Raw genomic sequence first — 23,099 nt, 5'->3', positions numbered from 1 at the left:
TTCAAAAGAGAGTTTCTCTCTTTGAAATATCCTCTATTGTTTTCGCTTTAGCCAATTACTTAATTCTTCACTTGTCCATGTATTAATAACAGTTTCTTTTTTTATCATTCCTTTTTTTGCAACTCCGATACCGATTCCCATATAGTCTAGCATATCATCTCTATGTGCATCAGTATTTATCGACAGCTTCACTCCAGCATCTTGTGCTTTTTTAAGCCAAGTAGGAGATAAATCAAGTCGATGTGGGTTCGCATTCAGCTCTAATGCTGTGTCTGTTTCTTTTGCCACTTCTATTAGCATGTCCAGATCAACATCATAGCCTTCCCTTCTCCCAATTAGCCTTCCTGTTGGATGAGCAATCAAATTCACATGATGGTTAGTCAGAGCATTCTTCAACCTCTTCATGATTGTTTCTCTATCTTGACTAAAAGAAGAATGAATTGACGCAATGACAAAATCCACTTCTTCTAATATCGAGTCATCATAATCAAGCGTTCCATCTGGGAGAATGTCCATTTCAATACCAGTAAAAATCGTAAAATCATCCATCGTTTCATTTAATCGCTTAATCTCTTCATGTTGCTCCTTCAGTCTTTCTTCGGTTAATCCATTAGCAACTCGAAGAAATTTTGAATGATCAGTAATTGCGATGTAAGAGTATCCACGCTCTTTCGCTGCTTCCACCATTTCAATAATTGAATTTGCACCGTCACTCCATGTCGTATGCATGTGCAAATCCCCTTTTACATCTTCCATCTCAATTAATTGAAGACTTTCTGAAGCTGCTTCTACTTCTCCTTGATCTTCCCTTGCTTCAGGAGGTATAAAGGCAAGCCCGAAATGCTCAAAGAATTCTGCTTCGGATTCAAAAGTTTTCACTTCACCTGTCTCGGTATTTTCGACTCCATACTCGCTAATCTTTTCTCCTCTTTGCTTTGCAAGCTGTCTCAGCTTTACATTATGGTCCTTTGACCCAGTAAAATGATGTAATGTAGTTGCAAACGCCTTTTCTTCTATCAGACGGAAATCGACACTTATTGGGTAATCATAAGCTAGCTCAACAGATACCTTTGTTTCTCCGTTCGCTATTATTTGTGATACTCGATCTAGGTTAACGAGTTGTTCTCTTACTTCATCAATATTGTTCGTCGCAATGATAAAGTCTAAGTCCTTTACCGTCTCTCTCATTCGACGCAGACTTCCAGCTCTAGAATAGCGAATTATACCTTCCATTTGAGACAGTTGAGCTTCTACTTCTTCTGCAATCGGTAAAACAAACGCAATTGGTAAACGCTCAGGCCTTGTTTCAACTTCATCTATCGCTGCTAAAATTTTTTCTTCTGATTTTTTACCAAATCCAGCTAACTCTCGAATTTTTTCGTCTTGACAGGCTTGCTTTAACGAAGCTAAATCTGTGACATTCAATTCTTGATAAAGTTTACCGATTTTTTTACCACCTAGACCAGGAAGCTTTAATAATGGTAAAAGTCCGGACGGTAGCTCCTCTTGAAGCTCTTCTAGTAACGAAGACTTTCCTTCCTGACGAAGTTCGTTAATCACTTCAGCAGTCCCTTTACCAATACCTTTTAGCTTTTCAGGCTCCTCAATTTCATTCATCGTTCGATTATCAGATTCAAGAGCTGCCGCTGCTTTCCTGTAGGCAGATATTTTAAATGGATTTTCTCCTTTTATTTCAAAATAAATAGCAATAAGCTCTAGTGTTTTAATGACATCCTTTTTATTCATTCCGCACGTTCCTTTCTACTTTCCATACTGCTTATGATCATAACGATATTTCCTAGAAAAAATCAACTAAGGTCCTCTAGTACAATCAAAAAGTTTAACGATGTAAAGAAGGTGCCCTAAAAGGTCATTACTTACCTTTTGGACACCCTCCTACGAAAATTTATCTTTTATTTAAAACTTATTTTGAATCCATAAATCTTTCAGCCAATCTGATAAAAATGGAGTATGATTTATTATGAGTTGGGCTAGTAATGACCGGTTCAGCATTGATTGTATAAACTCAATTGGAATAAGTGCAGCTACATTTAATAAGACAAAAATAATCAGATACACTTCTAGAAAACCTAGCACTCCACCCGTCCAGCGATTAAATGTCCGTAAAATCGGAAGTCGAGCTAAGAAATCAAGCATAGAACCTATAATTTGCATAAAAATTTTCGTTGCAATAAATAATATTGCAAAGGCAATACCAGAGTAATAAACCGTTTCAAAGTTGAGTGCTTCTATTAACATAGTAACTGGACTATCTGGTGATAGCTGAGGATATGGAATCCATAGTCTAATATAGAATGCTAAATCCTTATAAAAAACATATGCTACTATAAGAGCGGCAATGAATCCTACTAAATGGACCAGCTGTAAGATAAGACCTCTACGTAACCCTATAAAGTAGCTACTAATTAATAAGATAAGTATAAGTAAACTGAGCATGTTAATCGTCGTCCTCTTCAGTTTCTTGTTTGTTTGTAATCTCTTCTAACTGATTTTTTAACTTAATATAGTCATCGACAATATTAAGTGCTGTTAATACAGCTAATCTCGTTGTATCGAGATACGGATTCAATTTCTTTATTTCATTCATTTTTTTATCAACTAAGTTAGCTACTTCTTTTACATGCGTCGGTTTCTCATAGCCAACAATCGTATACTGTTGTCCATAGATGGAAACTGTCGTCCGTTTTTTCTCTATCTGGTCTGCCACCAAAAAGCCCCCTAACATAAGAAAACCGACTTTGTCGATTTTTCTAAAACACTCCTATATTTTATCATACCATGAACCTGACATTAAGAAAATATGTGGAAGTGGTGGAATTTGGGTACCCACTTTATTATCAATTATATTGAGTACTTACTTGTCTCATGATAATGTTAGCCTCAGTCAACTTACATCTGTTATGCTATAAGAAAAAGGCAACCTAATTTTTTCTAAAATTTCTACATAAGGAGTTGGATATATGGCTACTGCAGTACTAAAGGTTTCACCAAAAATAATGGATACTATGAAGCAAAAATACGCAACTCACATCCAACCAAAAGTTCCACAAGGTGGCGTATTCGCGGCTAAACCACCTGGGTGTACAATTACTGCCTACAAATCAGGCAAGGTTCTTTTCCAGGGGCAGAATGCAGAAATTGAAGCAGCAAAATGGGGAACTGTCGAGGAGAAAAAATCTTCACCTAAGAAAGCAGCTAGTAGTGCATTTTTGCCTACAAACGTATCCAAACTTTCACTAATAGGTTCTGATGAAGTAGGCACTGGTGATTATTTCGGTCCGATGACCGTCGTCGCAGCTTATGTACAATCAGAGCAAATCGAGCATGTAAAAGCGTTAGGGGTTCAAGATTCAAAGAACTTAAAGGACCCACAAATTGTCTCTATTGCTCAAAGACTTATTAAAGAAATCCCTTATGCCCTTTATGTACTTCATAATGAAAAATATAATGAACTACAAGCACAAGGAATGTCTCAAGGGAAAATGAAAGCTATCCTACATAACAGAGCATTGTTAAAGGTGATCGGTAAAATTGATAATGATACATGTGAGGGAATTCTCATTGACCAATTTGCACTTCCCCAAACCTATTTTAACTATTTAAAAGGGGAAAAGAATGTTGTAAAGGACCGAGTATACTTTAGCACAAAGGGAGAAAGCGTTCATTTATCTGTTGCGGCAGCCTCAATTATTGCAAGATACGCCTTTTTAATGGAATGGGATAAGCTAAGTCAATTAGCAGGCGTTCAACTTCCAAAAGGAGCTGGCTCGAAAGTTGATGATGTAGCAGCACTATTAATAAAGCAGCATGGAATTGACTTCGTTAAGAAACTAACAAAATTCCACTTTGCCAATACGGAAAAAGCAAAGAAACTTGCTAGATAATGCATGAAAGGGACTGAAAAAGTGAATACCACACTTTTTCAGTCCCCTCGATTGTACTCACTCTGGGTTTTGATTTTGATTAAATAATTGTACCCACTCTTTTTTGTTATTTACATATTGGATTTGCTCAAAGCTAAAATCATCCTCAGAACTAGCTAACACATTATCTCGAAATTGTTTACTAGCCAATACGCTTGGCATAATTTCATTATGGTGCTTACTTGCTACCGTACAACTAATTCTATCATCTTCACATAGAGGACAAGTTTGTTGCTCCAGTAAACTTGTTAATTCATGTGGAATCATTTTCGTACAAATCCATGTCTGTGTTTCCTTCACATATAATAAATCCGTCATATAACCAAAAGATTTATTATTAAGTTCAAACACAATACTCCAAACAAGTGGCTGAACTTCTTTCATTTGACGTATATTGCTTACTTGAAACGTCATTATCTCCCACCGTTAGGCACGTAAAGTCGCACCAATTGTTTCTTGTAATTGCGTTAGTACTTGTTCATGAACTTTCGTCACTTCTTCATCTGTTAGTGTTTTCTCTGGGTCAAAATATGTTAAAGAAAATGCAAGGGATTTCTTCCCTGCTTCCATATGCTCTCCTTGATACAAATCAAACAGGTGAACATTCTTAAGTAATTCTCCTCCTGCTTTTACAATAACTTCTTGAACTGCTCCTGCCTGAACATCTTCGTTCACAACTAGTGCAATATCTCTAGTAATTGCTGGATGGCGTGGTATTGCTTGATAGAAAACATCACTAACTTCATACCCTAGTAATACCTCTAAATCCAATTGGAACACATACGTTTCATTTAGGTCATTATCTTTTTCAACAGTTGGATGGAGCTGACCGATGTATCCAATTTCTTTCCCAGCTAGTAATACAACGGCTGCTCTTCCAGGATGCATACCTATTTTGTTCCCTTGTTGATAAGTAATAACATCCGTTAATCCTAATTCAGCGAACAGGCCTTCTAATACTCCTTTAGCTACATAGAAGTCAACTGCTTTCTTTTCACCTTGCCACGCATGCTGTAACCATTGTCCTGTGAACAGACCAGCTACCATTTCTTTTTCAGTCGGTTGCTTTGTAATTTGATCTTCCTCTGATAAGAAGATTGAACCTACTTCATAAGCAAAAACATCAGCCACTTTACGATTTATGTTATGCGTCGCTAAATCCAGAAGATGTGGAATTAGACTAGTACGAAGTGTACTTCTATCCTCACTCATAGGCATTGAAAGTTGTACAGGGTTTATATTCGTTTGCTCATCACCAAATCCCTTTGCCTTTTCAGGGCTCGTTAGTGAATAAGTAACCGTTTGAGCTAGTCCAGCTTTTTCTAAATAACGACGTACTTTGCGTCGTTTGGCTTGATATGGTGTTAACGCACCAGGTGTTGTTAAACCAATAGGTAATGTTGTAGGGATTGCATCATATCCATACAGTCTAGCTACCTCTTCAATGACATCCTCTTCGATACGAATATCAGCTCTTCTAGTTGGTGCTGTAATCTCAAATTGATTTCCGTCTTGTTTATATGAGAATTGTAGACGCTCAATGATTGAAGCAACTTCCGAACCATCAATCGCTGTACCAAGCACTTGGTTAATACGTTCTACTGAAATTGATACTACGTTTTCTTGTATATCTATTGTTTTATGCTCAACGATACCATCAACAACAGTACCACCAGCTAATTCAACAATTAGAGATGCTGCACGTTCTGCTGCTTCTGAAGCACGTTTAGGATCAACACCTTTTTCATAACGAAGACTAGCTTCACTTCTTAACCCTAAATCTCTTGAAGCTATCCGTACTCTTGTCCCTTCGAAATAAGCTGCCTCTAACAAAATAGTTGTAGTATCATCATTTACTTCTGAGCTTGCTCCACCCATAACACCAGCAACTGCTACAGGTTCTTTACCATTTGTAATAACAAGATGCTCTGAAGAAAGCTTTCTTGTTACGTCATCTAATGTAACAACCTCTTCCCCTTCAGTTGCCCGGCGTACTAGTACTTCCTTCGAACCAAAACGGTCGTAGTCAAAGGCATGAAGAGGTTGTCCGTATTCAAGTAGTACATAGTTTGTTACGTCAACAACATTGCTAATTGGACGAATTCCAGCTGCCATTAGACGATTTTGTAGCCATAATGGTGATGGACCTATTTTTACCCCTTTAATCATTTTTGCTCCATAGTATGGGTTGTCCTCTGTCGCTTCTACTTTTACAGATACATAATCAGATGCTGTTTCACTAGAAGTTTCCGTTTGGATTTGTGGAAGCTTCACATCTTGTCCAAGAAGGGCAGCTACCTCATAAGCAACACCCATCATATTTAAGCAGTCTGCACGGTTTGGTGTTAAATCTAACTCTAGTACTTCATCGTTAAGCCCTAATAGTTCTAGAGCATCTGTTCCTACTTCTGCATCAGTTGGAAAAACATAAATCCCTTCAGAGTATTCCTTCGCTACAAGCTTACCTTCAATTCCTAACTCTTGTAGTGAACAGATCATTCCATGAGATGCTTCACCACGAAGCTTAGCTTTTTTAATTTTAAAATTACCAGGTAATACTGCTCCAACTTTCGCCACTGCTACCTTCTGTCCTGCTCCAACATTCTTCGCACCACAGATAATTTGAACTGGCTCTTCTTCACCAATATCCACCTTACAAACATTTAATTTATCTGCATTTGGATGTTGATTACATTCTAGAATATGTCCAACAACTACACCTGTAATTCCTTTATTTAAGTTATGGATGATATCTACCTCGATACCACCTCGTGTTAATTTTTCTGCGATATCATTAGCAGTTAAACCTTTTAAATCTACGTACTCTTGTAACCAGCGGTATGATACTAACATGAACTCTTCCTCCTTTACGCTCGTTTAAATTGATTTAAGAATCGGAAATCGTTTGTATAGAAATGACGAATATCATCTACTCCGTATTTAAGCATTGCTAGACGTTCTACACCCATTCCAAATGCAAATCCACTGTATTTCTTCGGATCAAATCCACCCATTTCAAGAACTCGAGGATGAACCATTCCTGCTCCTAATACTTCGATCCAGCCTGATTGCTTACAAACTCGACATCCTTCTCCCTCACACATAACACATGTTAAATCAACCTCTACAGACGGCTCTGTGAATGGAAAGAAGCTTGGACGTAGGCGAATTTTTTGATTTGGACCAAAGAATTTTTTTGCAAATGTCTCCAAAATTCCTTTTAAATCACTCATTCTTACGTTTTCGTCTATGTAAAGACCTTCAATTTGCATAAATTGATGTGAATGTGTTGCATCATCATCATCACGACGGAATACTTTTCCGGGACAAATAATTTTTACTGGACCTTGGCCTTTATACTTCTCCATAGTTCTTGCTTGTACTGGTGATGTATGTGTACGGAGTAATAACTCATTTGTAATATAAAACGAATCCTGCATATCACGTGCTGGATGATCCTTAGGTAGATTTAATGCTTCAAAATTATAATAATCTGTCTCTACTTCAGGGCCTTCTGCTACTGTAAAGCCCATTCCAATGAATACATCCTCCAAGTGTTCTACAACACTAGTTAACGGATGACGGCTTCCTAGTTGAACTGGACGTCCTGGAAGAGTTACATCAATACTTTCTTCAGCTAGCTTACGCTCCACTTCAGCCCTCTCAAGCACTATTTCCTTTGCTTCAAGACTTACTGTAATTGCCTCACGAACATCATTTGCGATTTGCCCTACTACTGGACGTTCTTCAGCAGAAAGCTTCCCCATACCACGAAGTACTTCAGTAATCGGACCCTTTTTACCTAAATAAGCAACGCGAACATCTTGTATTGCCTTCAAGTCTGATGCTTTTTCAACTTTTGCTAAAGCTTCATTTTTCAACTCGTTTAAACGCTCTTGCATCTTCAAATCCCTCCAGTTTTAAAATTAATAATGAATTATGAGTTATAGATATTAATTATGAATTACGAGTTATGAGTTATAAATTGATGGAAGGTGCTATATTTAAGTTCTTCTCGCTGTTCACTTTTTTCCATTTAATTCATCACTCATTATTCAGCACTTAGCAAAGTACTAGCTCATTTAATTCATCACTTATCATTCATAACTCAGTATTACAAAAAGAGCCTTCTTCCCAGAAAGGGACGAAGACTCGCGGTACCACCCTAATTAGCAACAGATCTGTTGCTCACTCGTGTATTGATAACGGCTTTATTGCCGGTTCATCCTTAATAAGGAAATCCTTATTATCCGGTGACAGCTCCAGAGTGAATTCATCTGCTCCTACTATAGAAATGCTTTCAATCTAAGACATTTCCTCCCTACATAGCGGTATTCAGGCTACTACTCTCTTTCATCGCTTCAAATTCTTTTTAGTTATAGTTTACTCAAAAAGGGAAAAACGACCTTTTTCAACAAACAAATTCTATTATAGAAAAAAAAACTAATCAGTGCAAGTGTATCAAGTTTGATTACGCTAACTAATTGGATGTTTAAAGTAAAGCTCCAAGGTTGAGTGGAGTAATTACAATGTCTCTGCTCATTACTTCATTTGAACAATAAAGTAATGAGCACATTATAGTTCAAACTCTATCCGCGCAAATAGTAAAGTAAGATTCCTGTTGCTACTGCCACATTTAATGATTCTGCCTTACCATAAATCGGGATGTAAATGTTCTGGTCAGTTTGCTGTAATATATCTTGCTTCACTCCTTCACCTTCATTACCAACAATTAAAGCAAAATGTTCTTGTGGTTGAATCGCTGTATAAGTGCTTGCTTCTGTAAGAGATGTGCCAAAGACAGGGACCTTATTTGATTTAAACGACGTAATCCATTCCGTCAAATTCCCTTTTACAATTGGTAAATGAAAAAGGGAACCTTGAGTCGCTCTTATTACTTTACTATTATAAACATCAACTGAACCCTCACCTAGAATTACTGCGCTAATACCGGCGCTATCTGCGGTACGAATCATCGTACCGACATTCCCTGGATCCTGTACCCCATCTAATAAGAGAAATTTACCTTCTTCCGTTCCAATTTCTGTACTTTTCAATTGGTGACAGATCGCAATATAGCCTTGTGGTGTTTCTGTTTCAGATATTTCTTTAAACACTCTTTCTGTAACTTGTATGACTGACTTAGAATCTATTTGCCATTCGTTAGGAATTTCAACTGATTCCTCGACGATTAACTCTTTGAGCTTCACCTCTGACTTGAGGACTTCTTCGACAAGATGCAGGCCTTCTACAATAAACAAGCCTTCCTTGTCACGACCTTTTTTAGAGTGAAGCTTTTTCCATACCTTCACTTTAGGGTTTTGTACTGATTCAATTCGATTCATATGGTTCTCCTTCTTACGGTCCATTTACTTTCAAATAGTTAAGTCATGAAAAGGTAAAGTTCGACCTTTTCATCTTACCCATGTTTCTTGCAATGGCTTCTCTCGTTGCGCGCCGTTATAAGAAGACCACTTAAAACGGACTTAAAACATGCAACGGTTCCGCTCATTGCCTAGTTAAGTCATGAAAAGGTAAAGTTCGACCTTTTCATGACTTAACTAGTATACTAACGTTTTTTCACAATTGCACCAGTTCTAATCATATATACATGTATTTTTTTCTTTTTATTTAGTAAAAGGTGTAATGTTCTTACATAAAATGTCCTTCTACTCTACATACTATTAGTACAAGGGATGGATATAACTTCGTTCATCACCTATACATAAGTAGTGAAAGAGAGGTGTTAAGAATGAGTTTCAACCTTCGTGGTGCTGTCTTATCAAATGTTGCTGGGAGTAACGAGCAACAGGTCGAGTCAACTATTGTAGATGCTGTTCAGAGTGGTGAAGAAAAAATGTTACCCGGATTAGGGGTATTATTCGAAGTTTGCTGGAATCAAGCTAGTGAACAAGATAAAAAGCAAATGGTTTCTCAAATTACACAAGGGTTAAAGGGTTAATTAAGAAAAACGCATAGCATTTTTCTTGTAAGTAATGTGCTAAGCCATTGCCCCTCTTGGAATATGCTATCAATTACCCCCATTACAGTATTTATTTTTAAAGCAAAAAAACCGATGAACATTTCATCGGTTTTTTGAGTTAGTTAATTTACTCACTTAGTCAAAAGTGATTTCTTTTACAGTATCCTTGTCTAACTTCTTAATTACTTCGACAATTAGCTTAACTGCATTTTCAAAGTCATCACGATGTAAAATTGCAGCGTGTGTATGAATGTAACGTGTAGCAATAGTAATTGAAAGCGCTGGTACACCGTTAGCTGTTAAGTGAATTGCACCTGAATCTGTTCCTCCACCTGCTACAAAGTCAAATTGATATGGAATACCTGCTTCATCTGCTGTAGTCGTTACAAAGTCACGTAGACCTTTGTGAGAAACCATTGATGCATCATACATGATGATTTGAGGTCCTTCTCCTATTTTTGCAAGTGCTTCTTTTTCAGTAACACCTGGAGTATCTCCTGCAATACCAACATCAACTGCAAATCCAATATCAGGCTTAATTTGATGAGCGGACGTTCTTGCCCCACGAAGCCCAACCTCTTCTTGAACTGTACCTACACCGTAAACTGTGTTAGGGTGGTCAGCTTCTTTCAATTGACGTAACACCTCGATAGCAATCGCACATCCAATACGATTATCCCAAGCCTTTGCCATTAAATATTTTTCATTTTTCATTACTGTAAAATCACATACTGGTACGACTGAATCTCCGGGTCTTACACCAAATTCCATTGCTTCTTCTTTGCTTGACGCACCAATATCAATAAACATATCTTTTTTATCTACTGATTTTTTGCGTGCCTCTGGAGCTAAAATATGTGGTGGCTTTGAACCAATGACACCAGGAACGTTTCCTTCCTTTGTCATAATCGTTACGCGCTGAGCAAGCATTACTTGCTCCCACCAGCCACCAACTGTTTGGAATTTCAAGAATCCTTTATCATCAATATTCGTTACCATAAACCCTATTTCATCTAAGTGACCAGCTACCATTATTTTTGGACCATCTTCTACTGAGCCAGTCTTTTTAGCAATTAAGCTACCTAAGTTATCTGTCGTTACCTCATCAGCAAATGGAGCTATGTATTTCTTCATTACCTCTCTTGGTTCCTTCTCATTACCAGGAACACCATTTGCATCAGTTAAATCTTTCAACATTTGTAATGTTGCATCTAGCTTTGTCATGTAATAACCTCCTTCAAATACTTTTTAAAACACTATCTTAGTATAAGCCAAATATGTTTAGATACTCAAACGATCCACTTAAACCGTAGTAGTAGGTAGTAATAACACTATTACATTCATATAGCTTTTAATACCCTTCGTCCTGACGTTGATGATTGATCTCATTCTTCTTATAATATGCTTCTTCAATATCATTAGTCGTAAATCCTAGTATTTCACCTAACACTAGGTACTCATTGAATAGATCTTCAAATGTTTCAATTGTAGATTGGTGAACAAATGCACTAATTTTAGAAAACACTACTTGAAACTGCTCTACAAGATTCGTACTTTTATGCTCCCGTTGAATATCATTAATAGTGCCTGTGTAATTCAACGACAATCCTATAGAAAGGATAAAATGAACACCATCAACATACTCCTCTAGTATTTTTTCATGAGGAGCTGCTGATTTATGGCTCCAATACTTAAAGCAACGTGTTTCATTCGCAAGCTCTCCTACCTCCACTTGCAATGCGAGGATTTTTTCTTTAAATACGTTCCGTCCCTCTAATCGATGCTCCTCGATAATTCGGTTGTCCAATTCAAGCTGAAGTGAAAATAGTTTTTTTAGGTTCATTGTAATTCTCCTATGTATCCTTTATTCTCATGTTTGAGAGTGGGATGTGTTGATTTGTCTTATCTATAAAATATTATAACAAATGCAACCTCAACACGTCTTATTTCGTATAGAATAAGAGAAAGTTAATTGAACTATTGTGAATGACTAAGAAACAATTGTAAAATATATATATAAGGAGGCATCGTATGGTTATTATGTTTCGGCTTTTGTTGATTGTCGCTATTATTGTTCTTATTTACAGTGTTATCAAATACATCCTTAATCCTAAGCGGAAGCTCGAGCTTGCCCATGAGAAAAAAGAATTCTACTTCCATGATGAGAAACAAAATGTGAGAAAGAACTTTTTAATCACTTATAAAGGTGTAATGTTTGAGGGAGAGAAATACCTTGGAACGACGGAGCAATCTTTTGAGGTCGTTTCTGTTTATATGTGGGCAAAGAACACACAACTGCTTCAAGGTCTAGATCGTCAGGACTTTTACTTTATTGAGCAAGAAGTTCTAATCCACTACCCAAATGCAACGATTGAATGGAAGAGCCCTGTTAAAGAATTTTTGAAAAATTAAACAAAAAAGCAATGACCTAATACAAATAGTACCCACACTCATTGCTAAAAAGCCGGGAAGATTAAACCTTTCCGGCTTCTTGATTATGTTGATTTAGTTTCAAAAAATTCATTCCACTTATACTGTGTTTCCTTTTTTCCAACAAAGTAAAACAATGCTGCTAGCATACATACAAAAGCAAGACCTACTTGTAATGGCAGTTCAGAAATAATATGTCCAAAAGCAGTGTACGCTAATGCTGGAGGAATACAAGCATAAAAGGAATACTTACAATACTCTCTAAAATCTTTCGTCGTCTCTATTAAATAAAGAGAGACTAAGTGAAAATGAATAAGGGGCATTAATCGTAAAATCATGATTTGCGCTAGATTTAATTGCTCACGTTCCCCTAACCATTTATTCTTCATTTTTGATAATTTCTCAAGCCAACTTGGAAAGGCTTTAACAATATAATAGAATACAATACTGACAGCAGTTAATCCAATTATAGAATATATCGTACCGTAAACAATGCCAAACAAGTAGCCACCTAATAAACAAATAATTACAACAGGTATAAAGAATACTTGTCTAAATACGTGTAGAAAAATAAATAATAACGGGGCAAGCCAGCCACTATTCTCGATGACAGGAACCATTCCTTCGACAACATGTTCCATTTTCGATTCCCCCTTTGTCTATGTTTATGACATAATGAGTGAAAGGATGTTAGAGAAATAGAGAAAAAGGACAATTAATTGAGCCCAAATTATTAAAGGAACTCCAATCTTAAATAGACGACGTTTCGTCTTATGTCTAAACTGCTTCATCCCAAGAAAAATCCCTATAGAACCGCCTATTAAAGCGACATACATTAGTGTTTTTTCAGCAATACGCCACTCATTCTTCCTTGCTCGTCTTTTGTCTATTCCCATTAAGCTAAAAGCTAAAGCATTTACAACTATAAAATATATTAGTAACATTGTAAACTCCTACACGGTTATTTTTTCATTACTGATTTGGTATAATATACCAAGATTTTTTTTGCTGAACGAGCTCCTTACAATCTCTCTCACTGATCCTTCTTTTAAGAATTATATAGTTTCCAAGCAAAAAAAAGAATGTAGTCGTTAGTGACTACACTCTTTATTTCAACTTATTTTAAGTTTGATTTTGCTTGTTCAGCTAATTGTGCAAACGCTGCTTCGTCGTTTACAGCTAAGTCAGCTAGCATTTTACGGTTTACGTTAACACCAGCAACTTTTAATCCGTGCATCATACGGCTGTATGATAGTCCGTTAATACGAGCTGCCGCGTTGATACGAGTGATCCATAATTTACGGAAATCACGTTTCTTTTGACGACGGTCACGGTATGCATAAAGTAATGATTTCATTACCTGACCTTGTGCTGTTTTAAATAAACGGTGCTTCGAACCACGGTAACCTTTAGCTAATTTTAATACTTTCTTACGACGACGACGAGCGACATATCCGCCTTTTACTCTTGGCATCGTTAAACCCTCCTTTTAACTTTCCCTTAGTGTTATTACTTTTTCTTGTACGTTAACATTTCACGAATACGCTTGAAATCTCCTGAAGTAACCACTGCAGCCTTACGTAATTTACGTTTTTGCTTTTGTGATTTGTTTCCGAATAAGTGACTAGTAAAAGCGTGTGCACGCTTTAATTTTCCACTTCCTGTTTTCTTGAAACGCTTTGCAGCGCCTCTGTGAGTTTTCATTTTAGGCATTTGTCATTTCCTCCTTTAAGAAGTTATTCGAACTTTTCATTGGCTGATATTATTTTTCAGCTTTAGGAGCTAGTACCAAAAACATACTACGACCTTCCATTTTTGGTTTTGCTTCTATTGTAGCAATATCTTCGCATTCCTTTGCTAGACGCTCAAGAACAACTTTACCAATCTGTGAATGAGTAATCGCACGTCCACGGAAACGAATTGCAGCTTTCACCTTGTCTCCTTTAGAAAGAAACTTTCTTGCGTTGCGAAGCTTTGTATTAAAGTCATTGTCCTCAATTGTCGGGCTTAAACGAACTTCCTTAATATTGATAACTTTTTGATTTTTACGAGCTTCTTTATCTTTCTTTTGTTGCTCATATCTAAACTTTCCGTAGTCCATAATACGACATACTGGCGGTTTAGCTGTCGGTGCAACCATAACTAAGTCTAGATTCGCATTCTGAGCCATTTCTAAAGCTTCTTGACGAGACTTGACTCCAATTTGATCTCCATTGGCACCTACGAGACGTACTTCACGGGCACGAATGCCCTCGTTCACTAACATGTCCTTACTAATAATGAGCCACCTCCATGGTTTTTTAAAACGGATCAAAGCATTATTTAGCGCTGCTACTCAATCATTAACGATATAACGATAACATTTGAATACCGGAATATCAGTTTAAGATTATCACTTTATTTATCAAAAAAACACCTGTTTTTTTGACAACAACATAAAAAGCGTCGGCATACTTCGCCCACACTACTCCCATTAAAAAATGTCAACCTGTCAACTACACTATTGCGTCAATCAGGTGAGAAGCGGGCGCTCCTGCTTGCTTTATATCCTATTAATTTACTTACTAAATTTATCATACTTCATTGGAGGTGTCAAATTATTTTTTTTGACTTTACTATCGTAACTAAATTTATTGTTTTATGCAATGGTTATTTTTTCATAAAGTAAACAATTCCTACAGCAAACGACAAAACAAAAAGGTCGACTTACATGCAACACTAACATAATAAGTCGACCTTTACTCACTATTCTTGCTATATCGCATTCACTTTTTTTATAAATGGAATTAAATCCTCTTCCTGCAATGGCTTACTAAATAAATACCCCTGCATTTCATGACACCCTTCACTTCTCAAAAATTGGAGGGTTTCTTCTGTTTCAACTCCCTCAGCGATTACCTTCATCCTAAGATTTTTTGCTAAATTAATAATCGTTGTTACAATTGCGCGATCATCTGAATCCTTTACTAAATCACGTACAAATGATTGATCTATTTTAAGAGTTGTAATTGGAAATGACTTCAGGTAACCAAGAGAAGAGTATCCTGTTCCGAAATCATCAATCGAAATATCAATACCAACTTCCTTCAATCGTTTCAGTACCTTCGCTGAGGATTCTGTATTTTCCATCAAACTATTTTCTGTAATTTCTAATTCTAAACTACGGCTCTCAAGACCTGTTTCTTTCAATACACGTAAAATCATCTCGACGAAATCTGGTCGTTGAAAATGACTTGTAGCAATGTTAACAGACACTTTAATATCTTGAATACCATCTGTCTTCCATTGCTTCATTTGCTGACAAGCTCGTTTTAATACCCATTCCCCTAAAGGAATAACTAACCCTGTATCTTCCGCAACAGGAATAAACTCTCCAGGTGAAACAAAGCCTCTAGTAGGGTGAATCCAACGAATCAATGCTTCTACACCTACAATTTTATTTGATTGCAAATCAATTTGAGGTTGATAAAATAATACAAATTCATCTTCCTTCGTTAACGCTTTTCTTAATTCGGTTTCTATTTGAAGCTTCTTTAAAAGGTTTTTATTCATCTCTGGACTATAAAGTCGATACGTATTTCTACCGTTATACTTTGCTTCAAACAAAGCTGTATCTGCGTTTTTCAGAAGTTCTTCTGCACTATCTCCATTTAAAGGGTACATACTGACTCCGGCACTTACCGAAAGATAAAATTCAATATCTTTGTACGTAAATGGAACCTCAAAGACGGATAAGATATTTTTAACTATTTTATCAATATCCTTCTGTTTAAACTCTTGTAATAGAATAATAAATTCGTCGCCACCTAAATGATAGACAGCAGATTGTCCTACTTTAAGCTTAAGGAAGTCTATTTGCTCTAGACGTTTAGCGATCTTCAGTAGAATTGCATCACCAACAGAGTGTCCTGAAGAATCATTAATATGCTTAAAGTGATCCAAATCAAGCATAACAATCGACATTGACTGCTTAAATTTACGGACTGACTCTAAACTACCAACTAAATCTTCATCAAACATCTGACGATTAGGTAGATTCGTTAATTGGTTGTGATACGCCATATGTTTAATTTTTAGCTCTGATTTCTTTAAATCACTTATATCACTTACCGAACCAACAACCGATACAACCTCTTCTCCCTTTTTTATTGGTGATAAAGTTGTATGAAAAAATCGACCTTTAAAAGAATTTTCAAATCGTACCGATTCACCTAGATAAGCTTGTTCAATACTAAGGTTTAGCTGTTCAGCCAGTTCCTTATGCAGAATTTCAAAAGGTGTTTTACTAAAAACAATTTTTGTATTTAAACCAATTTCTTCAGCCAATTTCCCTTCAAACAATGTAAAAATGAATTTACCATCAGAGTTCTTTTTTACTTTAAAGACAAAGTTTTGGAGACTCTTGACAATGGTAGTGAAGTCATTTTTTAGCGCAGTACGCAACCGTTCCTCATAGCGTTTTCCTCGAGTAATATCTGAACGAACGGAAATATATTTATAGGGCACTCCATTTTCATTAAAGAAAGGATAGATTTTTGTCTTAACCCAATAGTAGCTACCATCTTTCGCCTTGTTTTTTATTTCACCTTCCCAAACTTCCCCACTAGAAATCGTATCCCATAAATTTTTATAAAACTCATTGGAATGATATCCTGATTTAAGAAGGCTATGTTTTTGTCCAATTAACTCTTCACGTGTATATTTAGAAATCTCACTAAATGTTTCATTAACATCAATGATAATTCCGCACGTATCTGTTACAGCAAGAATGGAGGAATTATCTAATGCTAAAATATAATCTTCAAGTTCATTTAACAATGGTTTCAATACGACTTTATCTTTGCTTTCAACCGTTTCTATCAGTTGCTTAAGTTCTTGAAAACTACTGATTAGTCCATCTTTGGTTGGCTGCCAACTCATAATCCCCCTCCTCATTTTCATTAATGAGGCAATAGTTATATCTGTATCTTACACATTAGCTTTTCAGTTTTTAGTTATAAGATTTTCTATTTTCTCATGTTTTATTTTATTGTTGTCTTTCTCTTAATTTTACTTGTTTTGGTTAGAACTAGCAACGATATTCTCTTTTTTTCAATGAATATCACTAGTACTAATTTCAAATGAAAAAAGTCGCACATTTAGTATAGTAATCACTAAATGTACGACTTTCCTGTGGTCAAAGTACTATTTAACGCTTTCTAGTTTTAATTTCTTCCGTCATTGTTTCAATAAATGATTCTAAACCTAGTGATTGTGAATCTTGCTCACCATATTTACGAACATTAACACCGGCAGCTTCGATTTCTTTATCTCCTAGTACAAGCATGTAAGGAATTTTTTGCATTTGCGCTTCACGAATCTTATAGCCGATTTTCTCATTTCTTGTATCTAAATGCACTCGAATATCAGCTTGCTGAAGCTTCTTCTTCACTTCTTTTGCGTACTCTAAATGAACGTCTGATACTGGAATAACTTCAACTTGGATTGGAGCTAACCATGTTGGGAATGCCCCCGCAAAATGCTCAACTAAAATACCGAAGAAGCGATCAATTGAACCATAAATCGCACGGTGAATTACTACCGGACGAACCTTTTGATTGTTTTCATCAACGTATGTTAAATCAAACTTCTCTGGCATTTGGAAGTCTAACTGAATCGTTGCACATTGGTGTGAACGTTTCAGTGCATCTTTGATGTGGAAGTCAATTTTCGGACCGTAGAATGCTCCGTCTCCTTCATTTAGATGATAATCAATTTGAAGGTCAGTTAACACATTACGTAACGCATTTTCTGCTTGTTCCCATAGATTTTCGTCTCCCATAGAATCTTCCGGACGAGTAGATAGCTCAACTGAATATTCGAAGCCAAATGTGCTATAAATTTCATCAATTAACTTAAATACATCCTTAATTTCTGCCTCAATTTGTTGTGGTGTAACAAAGATATGAGCATCATCTTGAGTAAATGTACGTACACGAAGCATACCATTCAGTGCACCACTTAGCTCATGTCGATGAACTTGTCCAAATTCAGCCATACGAATTGGAAGATCACGATAAGAATGTAGCTCATTTTTGAATACCATCATGTGACCAGGACAGTTCATTGGCTTCATCGCAAATTTTGTTTCATCTACATCTGAGAAGTACATGTTTTCATGGTAGTGATCCCAGTGTCCAGATTGCTCCCATAAACGTTGGTTCATCATTAGCGGCGTACGAACTTCATCATAGCCTGCTTTTCTCTGTAGGCCACGCGAGAAGTTTTCAAGCTCTGTACGGATGATTTGTCCTTTTGGTAAATAGAACGGCATACCAGGAGCCTCTTCTGAGAACATAAATAATTGTAATTCTTTTCCTAACTTACGGTGGTCACGCTTTTGTGCTTCTTCAATGAAATGTAAATGCTCATCAAGCTGTGCTTGCTTAGGAAATGATGTACCGTAAATACGTTGAAGCATTTGGTTGTCACTGTTTCCACGCCAGTAAGCACCAGCAATACTTAGTAGTTTTATCGCTTTAATTTTTCCTGTAGAAGGTAGATGTGGTCCACGACATAAATCAAAGAACTCTCCTTGGTCATAAATCGTAATAGACTCACCCTCAGGTAACTCACGAATTAACTCAAGCTTTAAATGATCACCAAGCTCTTCATAAATTGCTAACGCCTCTTCACGAGTTACTTCTCTACGCTTAATTTCATGATTTTCGTTGATGATTTTCTTCATTTCTTTTTCAATCTTTGGTAAGTCTTCTGGTGTTAATGTATGTGGCATCTCAATATCATAATAGAAGCCATCTTCAATAATTGGACCAATTCCAAGCTTTACTTCTGGATAAAGACGCTTAATCGCCTGTGCCATTAAGTGAGCTGTACTGTGACGGTACACTTCTAGACCTTCCTTATTATCTAACGTTACAAGTTCAATCGATGCATCCTCTTCTATTCCACGAGTTACATCGATAACTTTTCCGTTCACTTTCCCTGCAATTGTTTTCTTTCTTAATCCTGGACTAATAGACCCTGCAATCTCTTCTGGAGTTACACCTTGTTCAAACTCCTTAACTGCTCCGTCTGGAAATGTAATTTGTACTTGTCCCATCTGTTTTCCACTCCTCTTGTGTTTGTAAATGCATAAAAAAACACTCGATCCCTGCTACAAATATAGCAAAGGGACGAGTGTTATCTCTCGTGGTTCCACCCTTGTTTCCAATAAATCGCTAAATAAACATAGCTCACCTATTGGCTCATGGTTCAAGAATAACGGTCTGTAGCCGTCAGCAGATACTACAAGTTGGTTCCCTGCTGAAGTTCAGAGGTGGTAAGTCCATTTCTCGTATTAGGAAGCTCTCAGCCATGACTTCCCTTTCTGTAAAACCGTAAAAAAAGACTATTGTCCTCATCGACACTTTGTACAGTTATTTTCACTAACTATGTAGTATTATAGAAATTTCGACTAAGAAAATCAACCCTAATACAAAAACAATATTTTCATATTACATTTTATAAAGAAAAGCCTTTATAAAAGTTGAGATTTTATTCGAAAGGCCTCTAACGGTTGCAGGACAACTCGTTCTTCAAATAACGCTTGAATCGTCAGTAAGATTCCATGATCAACGTCATCACTATACACATTTAAATGAGAAGGAAGCATGCTTACTAGCGGACTTATAACCATTTCACTTACTTCCAAATCCTCTTCAAACACCAGCTCTTCTCTCAAATGTTTCGCTAATTCGTTTACATGAATTTGTTTGTATACCTTATCGTAAAAAGTAAATTGCTCCCCATCGTAAACTAAATGCAATGTATCATGAATCGATGGTGTTATTCTTAAAAATTGACGTAAATTTTCGATCATATTTTGGTATTCTTGTTCTAGAAAGTATTCATCAATCGCAATTTCTACACAGTCAATAAGCATTTCGCCATAATCCTTTAGACGAAATGTTAAAAATGGCTCATAATAGAACGTTGTATTGTGATCAAGGCTTGATGAAAATGCATCATAAATAAACGTATCTCGTTTAAAGAACGGTGTAATATTTGGTAAGTCCTCTCGGTCGCCTTCTAAAATAGAACGGGCGATTATCAAAATTTGTTCTTGCTCCTCAGGATCTGTAAAATAAAACATATTCTCAATAATTTCAGTTAACCACTCGCTTTCTTTTGTAGCAATTACATGATTGGTCAAAATCGATACTAGGAGCGGCTGGAATGAATTATAAAATACATATTCGTCTGTATAGTTAATTGTAATGACATCGATATCATTACAAATGACCTCTCCTTTCAAACCAAGGTGTTTATACTTCTCTAAGTACGACATAATTTTTTTGAATAATTGCTGGCAATCTTGCTCTTCTTCAAAATGTATTGAAATCAACAGATATTCCCCCTTGTCCATAAAGTGAAACTTCAGTAGGCTCTTGCCTATTGATGGAATGATTTGCTGCATCCTCTATATGCGATTTCTTAATTCCGTTTGTCGTTCTATACCATTCCTATGACAAGCTAGAGGCAATTATGAATTATGAGTTAGGAATTATTAATTAAATAGACAAAAAAGGAGAAATAGCAGTGCAAAAGCGCACACTATTTCTCCTTACATTTGCAATTCTACATTTATCCCTAGTTTTGCATAATAAAGTCTTTATCAGTTGTTTCTTCATCTGCGAAGTTCCGGACGATATTATACTTCGTATTACGTTGAGCTGGTATCTTCCCAGCTTCACGTATAAGTTGTAAAATTTGATTCGTGTTAACCTTATGTGTCGTCCCCGCCGCAGAAACTACATTTTCTTCCATCATTGTGCTTCCAAAATCGTTACATCCATAAGAGAGAGATTCCTTACCTACTTCAGGTCCCATTGTAACCCAAGAAGATTGAAAGTTTGCAATATTATCTAAGAATATTCTTGAAATAGCAACATTCTTTAAATACTCTCTAGGAGATGTTTTCTCACCTTTAAGATTCGTATTTTCAGGCTGGAATGTCCAAGAAATAAAGGCTAAGAAGCATTCTGTTTCGTCTTGTGCATCACGAACACGTTGTAAGTGAAGAGCACGTTCCTCTATCGTTTCTCCTAATCCAATCACCATTGTGGCAGTCCCATGCATTCCAACTTTCTTTACCATCTTCATACAGTCCATCCACTCAGTCCATGAACTCTTAATACGACTGACACGATTACGTGTTTTATCAGTTAGAATTTCTGCTCCTCCACCTGGTACAGAATCTAAGCCCGCCTCTTTTAACTCTATCAATACTTCTTCTAGAGTTTTTCCTGACACTTCAACTATTTTCCAGATTTCCGCAGGGGAAAATGAATGCATTGTTATATTAAAACGTGTTTTAATATTACGTAGTAAATCAGTATAGTAGCTTAATGGAAGGTCGGGATTTGTTCCACCTTGCATTAAGATTTCTGTACCACCTACATCTACAGTTTCTTGAATCTTATTATATACTTCTTCATCACTTAATACGTAACCATCCTTGTGTCCAGGTGGGCGGTAAAAAGCACAAAATTTGCAATAAGTGTCACAAAAGTTTGTATAGTTCACATTTCGTCCAATAACAAACGTTGTTATTGGTTCTGGGTGCCACTTTTGCATAATTATATTTGCTACTTCCCCCATTTTCTCTACTTCATCACTTTCATATAATTTGATAGCATCTTCCATAGAGATACGTTCACCTTGAATAGCCCGTTCGAGAATTAGATCTATGCTCATTGAGATTCCTCCAAAATTGTAAACTAGTTTAATACTAACATAGATTCAAAATCTTTTCTTGCACTACGCTGATTACTTTCGACGATTATGGCCACCAACATTTACGCATGTAGCATAGTGACGTATTCTTTCCATAATTCGCTTAGCTTTAAGTTCTTCAATTCCACCCTTATCGGAATAAGCCAGATGCTCTTCTAGCTCATCTTGATCGTAATTTGATGTAAATAACGTAGGTAATTTCTCTAACATACGATACTGTAAAATAACCCCGAGAATTTCATCCCTTACCCAGCTAGACATATTTTCCGCTCCTATGTCGTCTAGAATAAGTACTTGTGCTCGTTTGATTCTATCTAATTTTTCATGGAAACTTCCGTCGGAAATACCTTGTTTCATTTCACGGAAGAAATCTGGTGTATAGACGAGATGCGTTTCGATATTACGGTCTTTTAATTCGTTAGCAACGGCTCCCATAATATATGTTTTACCAACACCAAATTTCCCATATAGATAAAGCCCACGACTTTCTTCACCTGGCTTAATTGAAGTAGCAAATTGAAAGGCGATGTGAATTGCTTCTAGTCTTACTTCGTTATCAGTTTCAATCTGATCAAAACGTGCATCCAAAATCTCCTTTGGAATGTACAAACTCTTAACTAACTCTTGTTCTTTCTTCCGTTCATCATAAGCCTGTTTTAAAGAACAAGGTGTATAATTTGTGCTCAAACGATTCCCATCAATAAATAATGATGGCTGGTAACCAGATATCATGTTTGAACACTTCTCAAGTCCAGGACATTGTTCACAATTTCGAATCTCACTTCGATATTCAAACATTTTGGCCATGCTACGCTCGATCATGTCATTTGTTACATTTGTGTTCTTTTGCAAAAATTCTTGTATTCTTACATCACTAAGTAATTCTCTCTGCATATCTTCAAGCTTGTTACCAAGCTTTCGACCATTCATTAATTCCCCAAAAGCTGATTGAATAGATTCCATAG

At 36.4% G+C, this 23,099-nt stretch carries 22 protein-coding genes and 2 other annotated features; of the genes, 3 read left to right on the top strand and 19 right to left on the bottom strand.

What is annotated here, in order from left to right; genetic code table 11:
* Nucleotides 1-33: 33 nt before the first annotated feature.
* From polX to zapA, 3 genes are all read right to left on the bottom strand, one after another.
* Nucleotides 34-1,746 (bottom strand): DNA polymerase/3'-5' exonuclease PolX, encoded by a 1,713-nt coding sequence (gene polX, locus CD003_RS18625; RefSeq protein WP_096202746.1) that lies wholly within the window; start codon nucleotides 1,744-1,746, stop codon nucleotides 34-36.
* A gap of 171 nt (nucleotides 1,747-1,917) precedes the next feature.
* Nucleotides 1,918-2,457 (bottom strand): CvpA family protein, encoded by a 540-nt coding sequence (locus CD003_RS18620; protein WP_096202745.1) that lies wholly within the window; start codon nucleotides 2,455-2,457, stop codon nucleotides 1,918-1,920.
* A gap of 1 nt (nucleotide 2,458) precedes the next feature.
* Nucleotides 2,459-2,746 carry a cell division protein ZapA gene (gene zapA, locus CD003_RS18615; protein ID WP_096202744.1) on the bottom strand — a complete coding sequence of 96 codons (288 nt, stop codon included), beginning with the start codon at nucleotides 2,744-2,746 and terminating at the stop codon, nucleotides 2,459-2,461.
* Between the two features lie 235 nt (nucleotides 2,747-2,981).
* Between zapA and rnhC the strand changes: the two genes are divergently transcribed.
* Complete coding sequence (gene rnhC / locus CD003_RS18610) at nucleotides 2,982-3,905, top strand: ribonuclease HIII (RefSeq protein WP_096202743.1); 924 nt, start codon at nucleotides 2,982-2,984, stop codon at nucleotides 3,903-3,905.
* Between the two features lie 57 nt (nucleotides 3,906-3,962).
* Here rnhC and CD003_RS18605 read toward each other — a convergent pair whose 3' ends face one another.
* The 4 genes from CD003_RS18605 to CD003_RS18590 form a co-directional block, all read right to left on the bottom strand.
* Complete coding sequence (locus tag CD003_RS18605) at nucleotides 3,963-4,358, bottom strand: hypothetical protein (protein WP_096202742.1); 396 nt, start codon at nucleotides 4,356-4,358, stop codon at nucleotides 3,963-3,965.
* Nucleotides 4,359-4,370: 12 nt separating this feature from the next.
* Entirely contained in the window at nucleotides 4,371-6,797 is a 2,427-nt protein-coding gene (gene pheT / locus CD003_RS18600) for a phenylalanine--tRNA ligase subunit beta (RefSeq protein ID WP_096202741.1), read from the bottom strand.
* Nucleotides 6,798-6,811: 14 nt separating this feature from the next.
* Entirely contained in the window at nucleotides 6,812-7,846 is a 1,035-nt protein-coding gene (gene pheS / locus CD003_RS18595) for a phenylalanine--tRNA ligase subunit alpha (protein ID WP_096202740.1), read from the bottom strand.
* A gap of 235 nt (nucleotides 7,847-8,081) precedes the next feature.
* Nucleotides 8,082-8,310: a binding site (T-box leader), on the bottom strand.
* Between the two features lie 223 nt (nucleotides 8,311-8,533).
* Nucleotides 8,534-9,289, bottom strand: a complete 756-nt coding sequence (locus CD003_RS18590) for a TrmH family RNA methyltransferase (protein WP_096202739.1) — start codon at nucleotides 9,287-9,289, stop codon at nucleotides 8,534-8,536.
* Between the two features lie 407 nt (nucleotides 9,290-9,696).
* Between CD003_RS18590 and sspI the strand changes: the two genes are divergently transcribed.
* On the top strand, nucleotides 9,697-9,906 hold the full coding sequence (sspI, locus tag CD003_RS18585; protein WP_096202738.1) for a small acid-soluble spore protein SspI: 210 nt from the start codon (nucleotides 9,697-9,699) through the stop codon (nucleotides 9,904-9,906).
* Between the two features lie 156 nt (nucleotides 9,907-10,062).
* Here sspI and CD003_RS18580 read toward each other — a convergent pair whose 3' ends face one another.
* Complete coding sequence (locus CD003_RS18580) at nucleotides 10,063-11,151, bottom strand: M42 family metallopeptidase (RefSeq protein WP_096202737.1); 1,089 nt, start codon at nucleotides 11,149-11,151, stop codon at nucleotides 10,063-10,065.
* A 127-nt stretch (nucleotides 11,152-11,278) separates the two neighbouring features.
* Nucleotides 11,279-11,770, bottom strand: a complete 492-nt coding sequence (locus tag CD003_RS18575; protein WP_096202736.1) for a dUTP diphosphatase — start codon at nucleotides 11,768-11,770, stop codon at nucleotides 11,279-11,281.
* A 188-nt stretch (nucleotides 11,771-11,958) separates the two neighbouring features.
* Here CD003_RS18575 and CD003_RS18570 point away from each other — a divergent pair, with 188 nt between their 5' ends.
* Nucleotides 11,959-12,339: a sigma-w pathway protein ysdB gene (locus CD003_RS18570; protein ID WP_096202735.1), complete on the top strand. Its 381-nt coding sequence runs from the start codon at nucleotides 11,959-11,961 to the stop codon at nucleotides 12,337-12,339.
* A gap of 83 nt (nucleotides 12,340-12,422) precedes the next feature.
* Here the strand turns inward: CD003_RS18570 and CD003_RS18565 are convergent, their stop codons facing one another.
* The 10 genes from CD003_RS18565 to dnaI form a co-directional block, all read right to left on the bottom strand.
* Nucleotides 12,423-12,998, bottom strand: a complete 576-nt coding sequence (locus CD003_RS18565; RefSeq protein WP_096202734.1) for a TVP38/TMEM64 family protein — start codon at nucleotides 12,996-12,998, stop codon at nucleotides 12,423-12,425.
* 24 nt (nucleotides 12,999-13,022) lie between these two features.
* Complete coding sequence (locus CD003_RS18560; protein ID WP_096202733.1) at nucleotides 13,023-13,301, bottom strand: DUF1294 domain-containing protein; 279 nt, start codon at nucleotides 13,299-13,301, stop codon at nucleotides 13,023-13,025.
* A gap of 173 nt (nucleotides 13,302-13,474) precedes the next feature.
* Nucleotides 13,475-13,831, bottom strand: coding sequence for a 50S ribosomal protein L20 (gene rplT, locus CD003_RS18555; protein ID WP_096202732.1), 357 nt, complete (start codon nucleotides 13,829-13,831; stop codon nucleotides 13,475-13,477).
* 35 nt (nucleotides 13,832-13,866) lie between these two features.
* Entirely contained in the window at nucleotides 13,867-14,070 is a 204-nt protein-coding gene (rpmI, locus tag CD003_RS18550; RefSeq protein ID WP_096202731.1) for a 50S ribosomal protein L35, read from the bottom strand.
* 49 nt (nucleotides 14,071-14,119) lie between these two features.
* On the bottom strand, nucleotides 14,120-14,638 hold the full coding sequence (gene infC, locus CD003_RS18545) for a translation initiation factor IF-3 (protein WP_179295627.1): 519 nt from the start codon (nucleotides 14,636-14,638) through the stop codon (nucleotides 14,120-14,122).
* 473 nt (nucleotides 14,639-15,111) lie between these two features.
* Nucleotides 15,112-17,277 (bottom strand): sensor domain-containing protein, encoded by a 2,166-nt coding sequence (locus CD003_RS18540; protein WP_179295617.1) that lies wholly within the window; start codon nucleotides 17,275-17,277, stop codon nucleotides 15,112-15,114.
* A 268-nt stretch (nucleotides 17,278-17,545) separates the two neighbouring features.
* Nucleotides 17,546-19,459, bottom strand: coding sequence for a threonine--tRNA ligase (gene thrS, locus CD003_RS18535; protein ID WP_096202728.1), 1,914 nt, complete (start codon nucleotides 19,457-19,459; stop codon nucleotides 17,546-17,548).
* Between the two features lie 66 nt (nucleotides 19,460-19,525).
* Nucleotides 19,526-19,772 (bottom strand) — a binding site (T-box leader).
* Between the two features lie 104 nt (nucleotides 19,773-19,876).
* Entirely contained in the window at nucleotides 19,877-20,743 is an 867-nt protein-coding gene (ytxC, locus tag CD003_RS18530; protein ID WP_096202727.1) for a putative sporulation protein YtxC, read from the bottom strand.
* 245 nt (nucleotides 20,744-20,988) lie between these two features.
* Nucleotides 20,989-22,095 (bottom strand): cyclic dehypoxanthinyl futalosine synthase, encoded by a 1,107-nt coding sequence (gene mqnC / locus CD003_RS18525; protein ID WP_096202726.1) that lies wholly within the window; start codon nucleotides 22,093-22,095, stop codon nucleotides 20,989-20,991.
* A 72-nt stretch (nucleotides 22,096-22,167) separates the two neighbouring features.
* On the bottom strand, nucleotides 22,168-23,097 hold the full coding sequence (gene dnaI / locus CD003_RS18520; RefSeq protein WP_096202725.1) for a primosomal protein DnaI: 930 nt from the start codon (nucleotides 23,095-23,097) through the stop codon (nucleotides 22,168-22,170).
* Nucleotides 23,098-23,099: the final 2 nt, after the last annotated feature.

Origin of the sequence: Bacillus sp. FJAT-45350 (genome assembly GCF_002335805.1) — a bacterium.
Taxonomy (GTDB): domain Bacteria; phylum Bacillota; class Bacilli; order Bacillales; family NISU01; genus FJAT-45350.
Note: the sequence above shows the minus strand (reverse complement) of the source record. Positions and strands in the feature narration are given on the sequence as shown.

What these genes read in the sequence shown, in the direction of transcription:
- rplT (WP_096202732.1), bottom strand. Translation starts at nt 13,831, where the DNA reads ATGCCAAGAGTAAAAGGCGGATATGTCGCTCGTCGTCGTCGTAAGAAA.
- CD003_RS18620 (WP_096202745.1), bottom strand. Translation starts at nt 2,457, where the DNA reads ATGCTCAGTTTACTTATACTTATCTTATTAATTAGTAGCTACTTTATA.
- sspI (WP_096202738.1), top strand. Translation starts at nt 9,697, where the DNA reads ATGAGTTTCAACCTTCGTGGTGCTGTCTTATCAAATGTTGCTGGGAGT.
- CD003_RS18605 (WP_096202742.1), bottom strand. Translation starts at nt 4,358, where the DNA reads ATGACGTTTCAAGTAAGCAATATACGTCAAATGAAAGAAGTTCAGCCA.
- CD003_RS18565 (WP_096202734.1), bottom strand. Translation starts at nt 12,998, where the DNA reads ATGGAACATGTTGTCGAAGGAATGGTTCCTGTCATCGAGAATAGTGGC.
- rnhC (WP_096202743.1), top strand. Translation starts at nt 2,982, where the DNA reads ATGGCTACTGCAGTACTAAAGGTTTCACCAAAAATAATGGATACTATG.
- CD003_RS18580 (WP_096202737.1), bottom strand. Translation starts at nt 11,151, where the DNA reads ATGACAAAGCTAGATGCAACATTACAAATGTTGAAAGATTTAACTGAT.
- pheS (WP_096202740.1), bottom strand. Translation starts at nt 7,846, where the DNA reads ATGCAAGAGCGTTTAAACGAGTTGAAAAATGAAGCTTTAGCAAAAGTT.
- polX (WP_096202746.1), bottom strand. Translation starts at nt 1,746, where the DNA reads ATGAATAAAAAGGATGTCATTAAAACACTAGAGCTTATTGCTATTTAT.
- CD003_RS18575 (WP_096202736.1), bottom strand. Translation starts at nt 11,770, where the DNA reads ATGAACCTAAAAAAACTATTTTCACTTCAGCTTGAATTGGACAACCGA.
- thrS (WP_096202728.1), bottom strand. Translation starts at nt 19,459, where the DNA reads ATGGGACAAGTACAAATTACATTTCCAGACGGAGCAGTTAAGGAGTTT.
- mqnC (WP_096202726.1), bottom strand. Translation starts at nt 22,095, where the DNA reads ATGAGCATAGATCTAATTCTCGAACGGGCTATTCAAGGTGAACGTATC.
- pheT (WP_096202741.1), bottom strand. Translation starts at nt 6,797, where the DNA reads ATGTTAGTATCATACCGCTGGTTACAAGAGTACGTAGATTTAAAAGGT.
- CD003_RS18560 (WP_096202733.1), bottom strand. Translation starts at nt 13,301, where the DNA reads ATGTTACTAATATATTTTATAGTTGTAAATGCTTTAGCTTTTAGCTTA.
- rpmI (WP_096202731.1), bottom strand. Translation starts at nt 14,070, where the DNA reads ATGCCTAAAATGAAAACTCACAGAGGCGCTGCAAAGCGTTTCAAGAAA.
- CD003_RS18540 (WP_179295617.1), bottom strand. Translation starts at nt 17,277, where the DNA reads ATGAGTTGGCAGCCAACCAAAGATGGACTAATCAGTAGTTTTCAAGAA.
- dnaI (WP_096202725.1), bottom strand. Translation starts at nt 23,097, where the DNA reads ATGGAATCTATTCAATCAGCTTTTGGGGAATTAATGAATGGTCGAAAG.
- CD003_RS18570 (WP_096202735.1), top strand. Translation starts at nt 11,959, where the DNA reads ATGGTTATTATGTTTCGGCTTTTGTTGATTGTCGCTATTATTGTTCTT.
- CD003_RS18590 (WP_096202739.1), bottom strand. Translation starts at nt 9,289, where the DNA reads ATGAATCGAATTGAATCAGTACAAAACCCTAAAGTGAAGGTATGGAAA.
- zapA (WP_096202744.1), bottom strand. Translation starts at nt 2,746, where the DNA reads ATGTTAGGGGGCTTTTTGGTGGCAGACCAGATAGAGAAAAAACGGACG.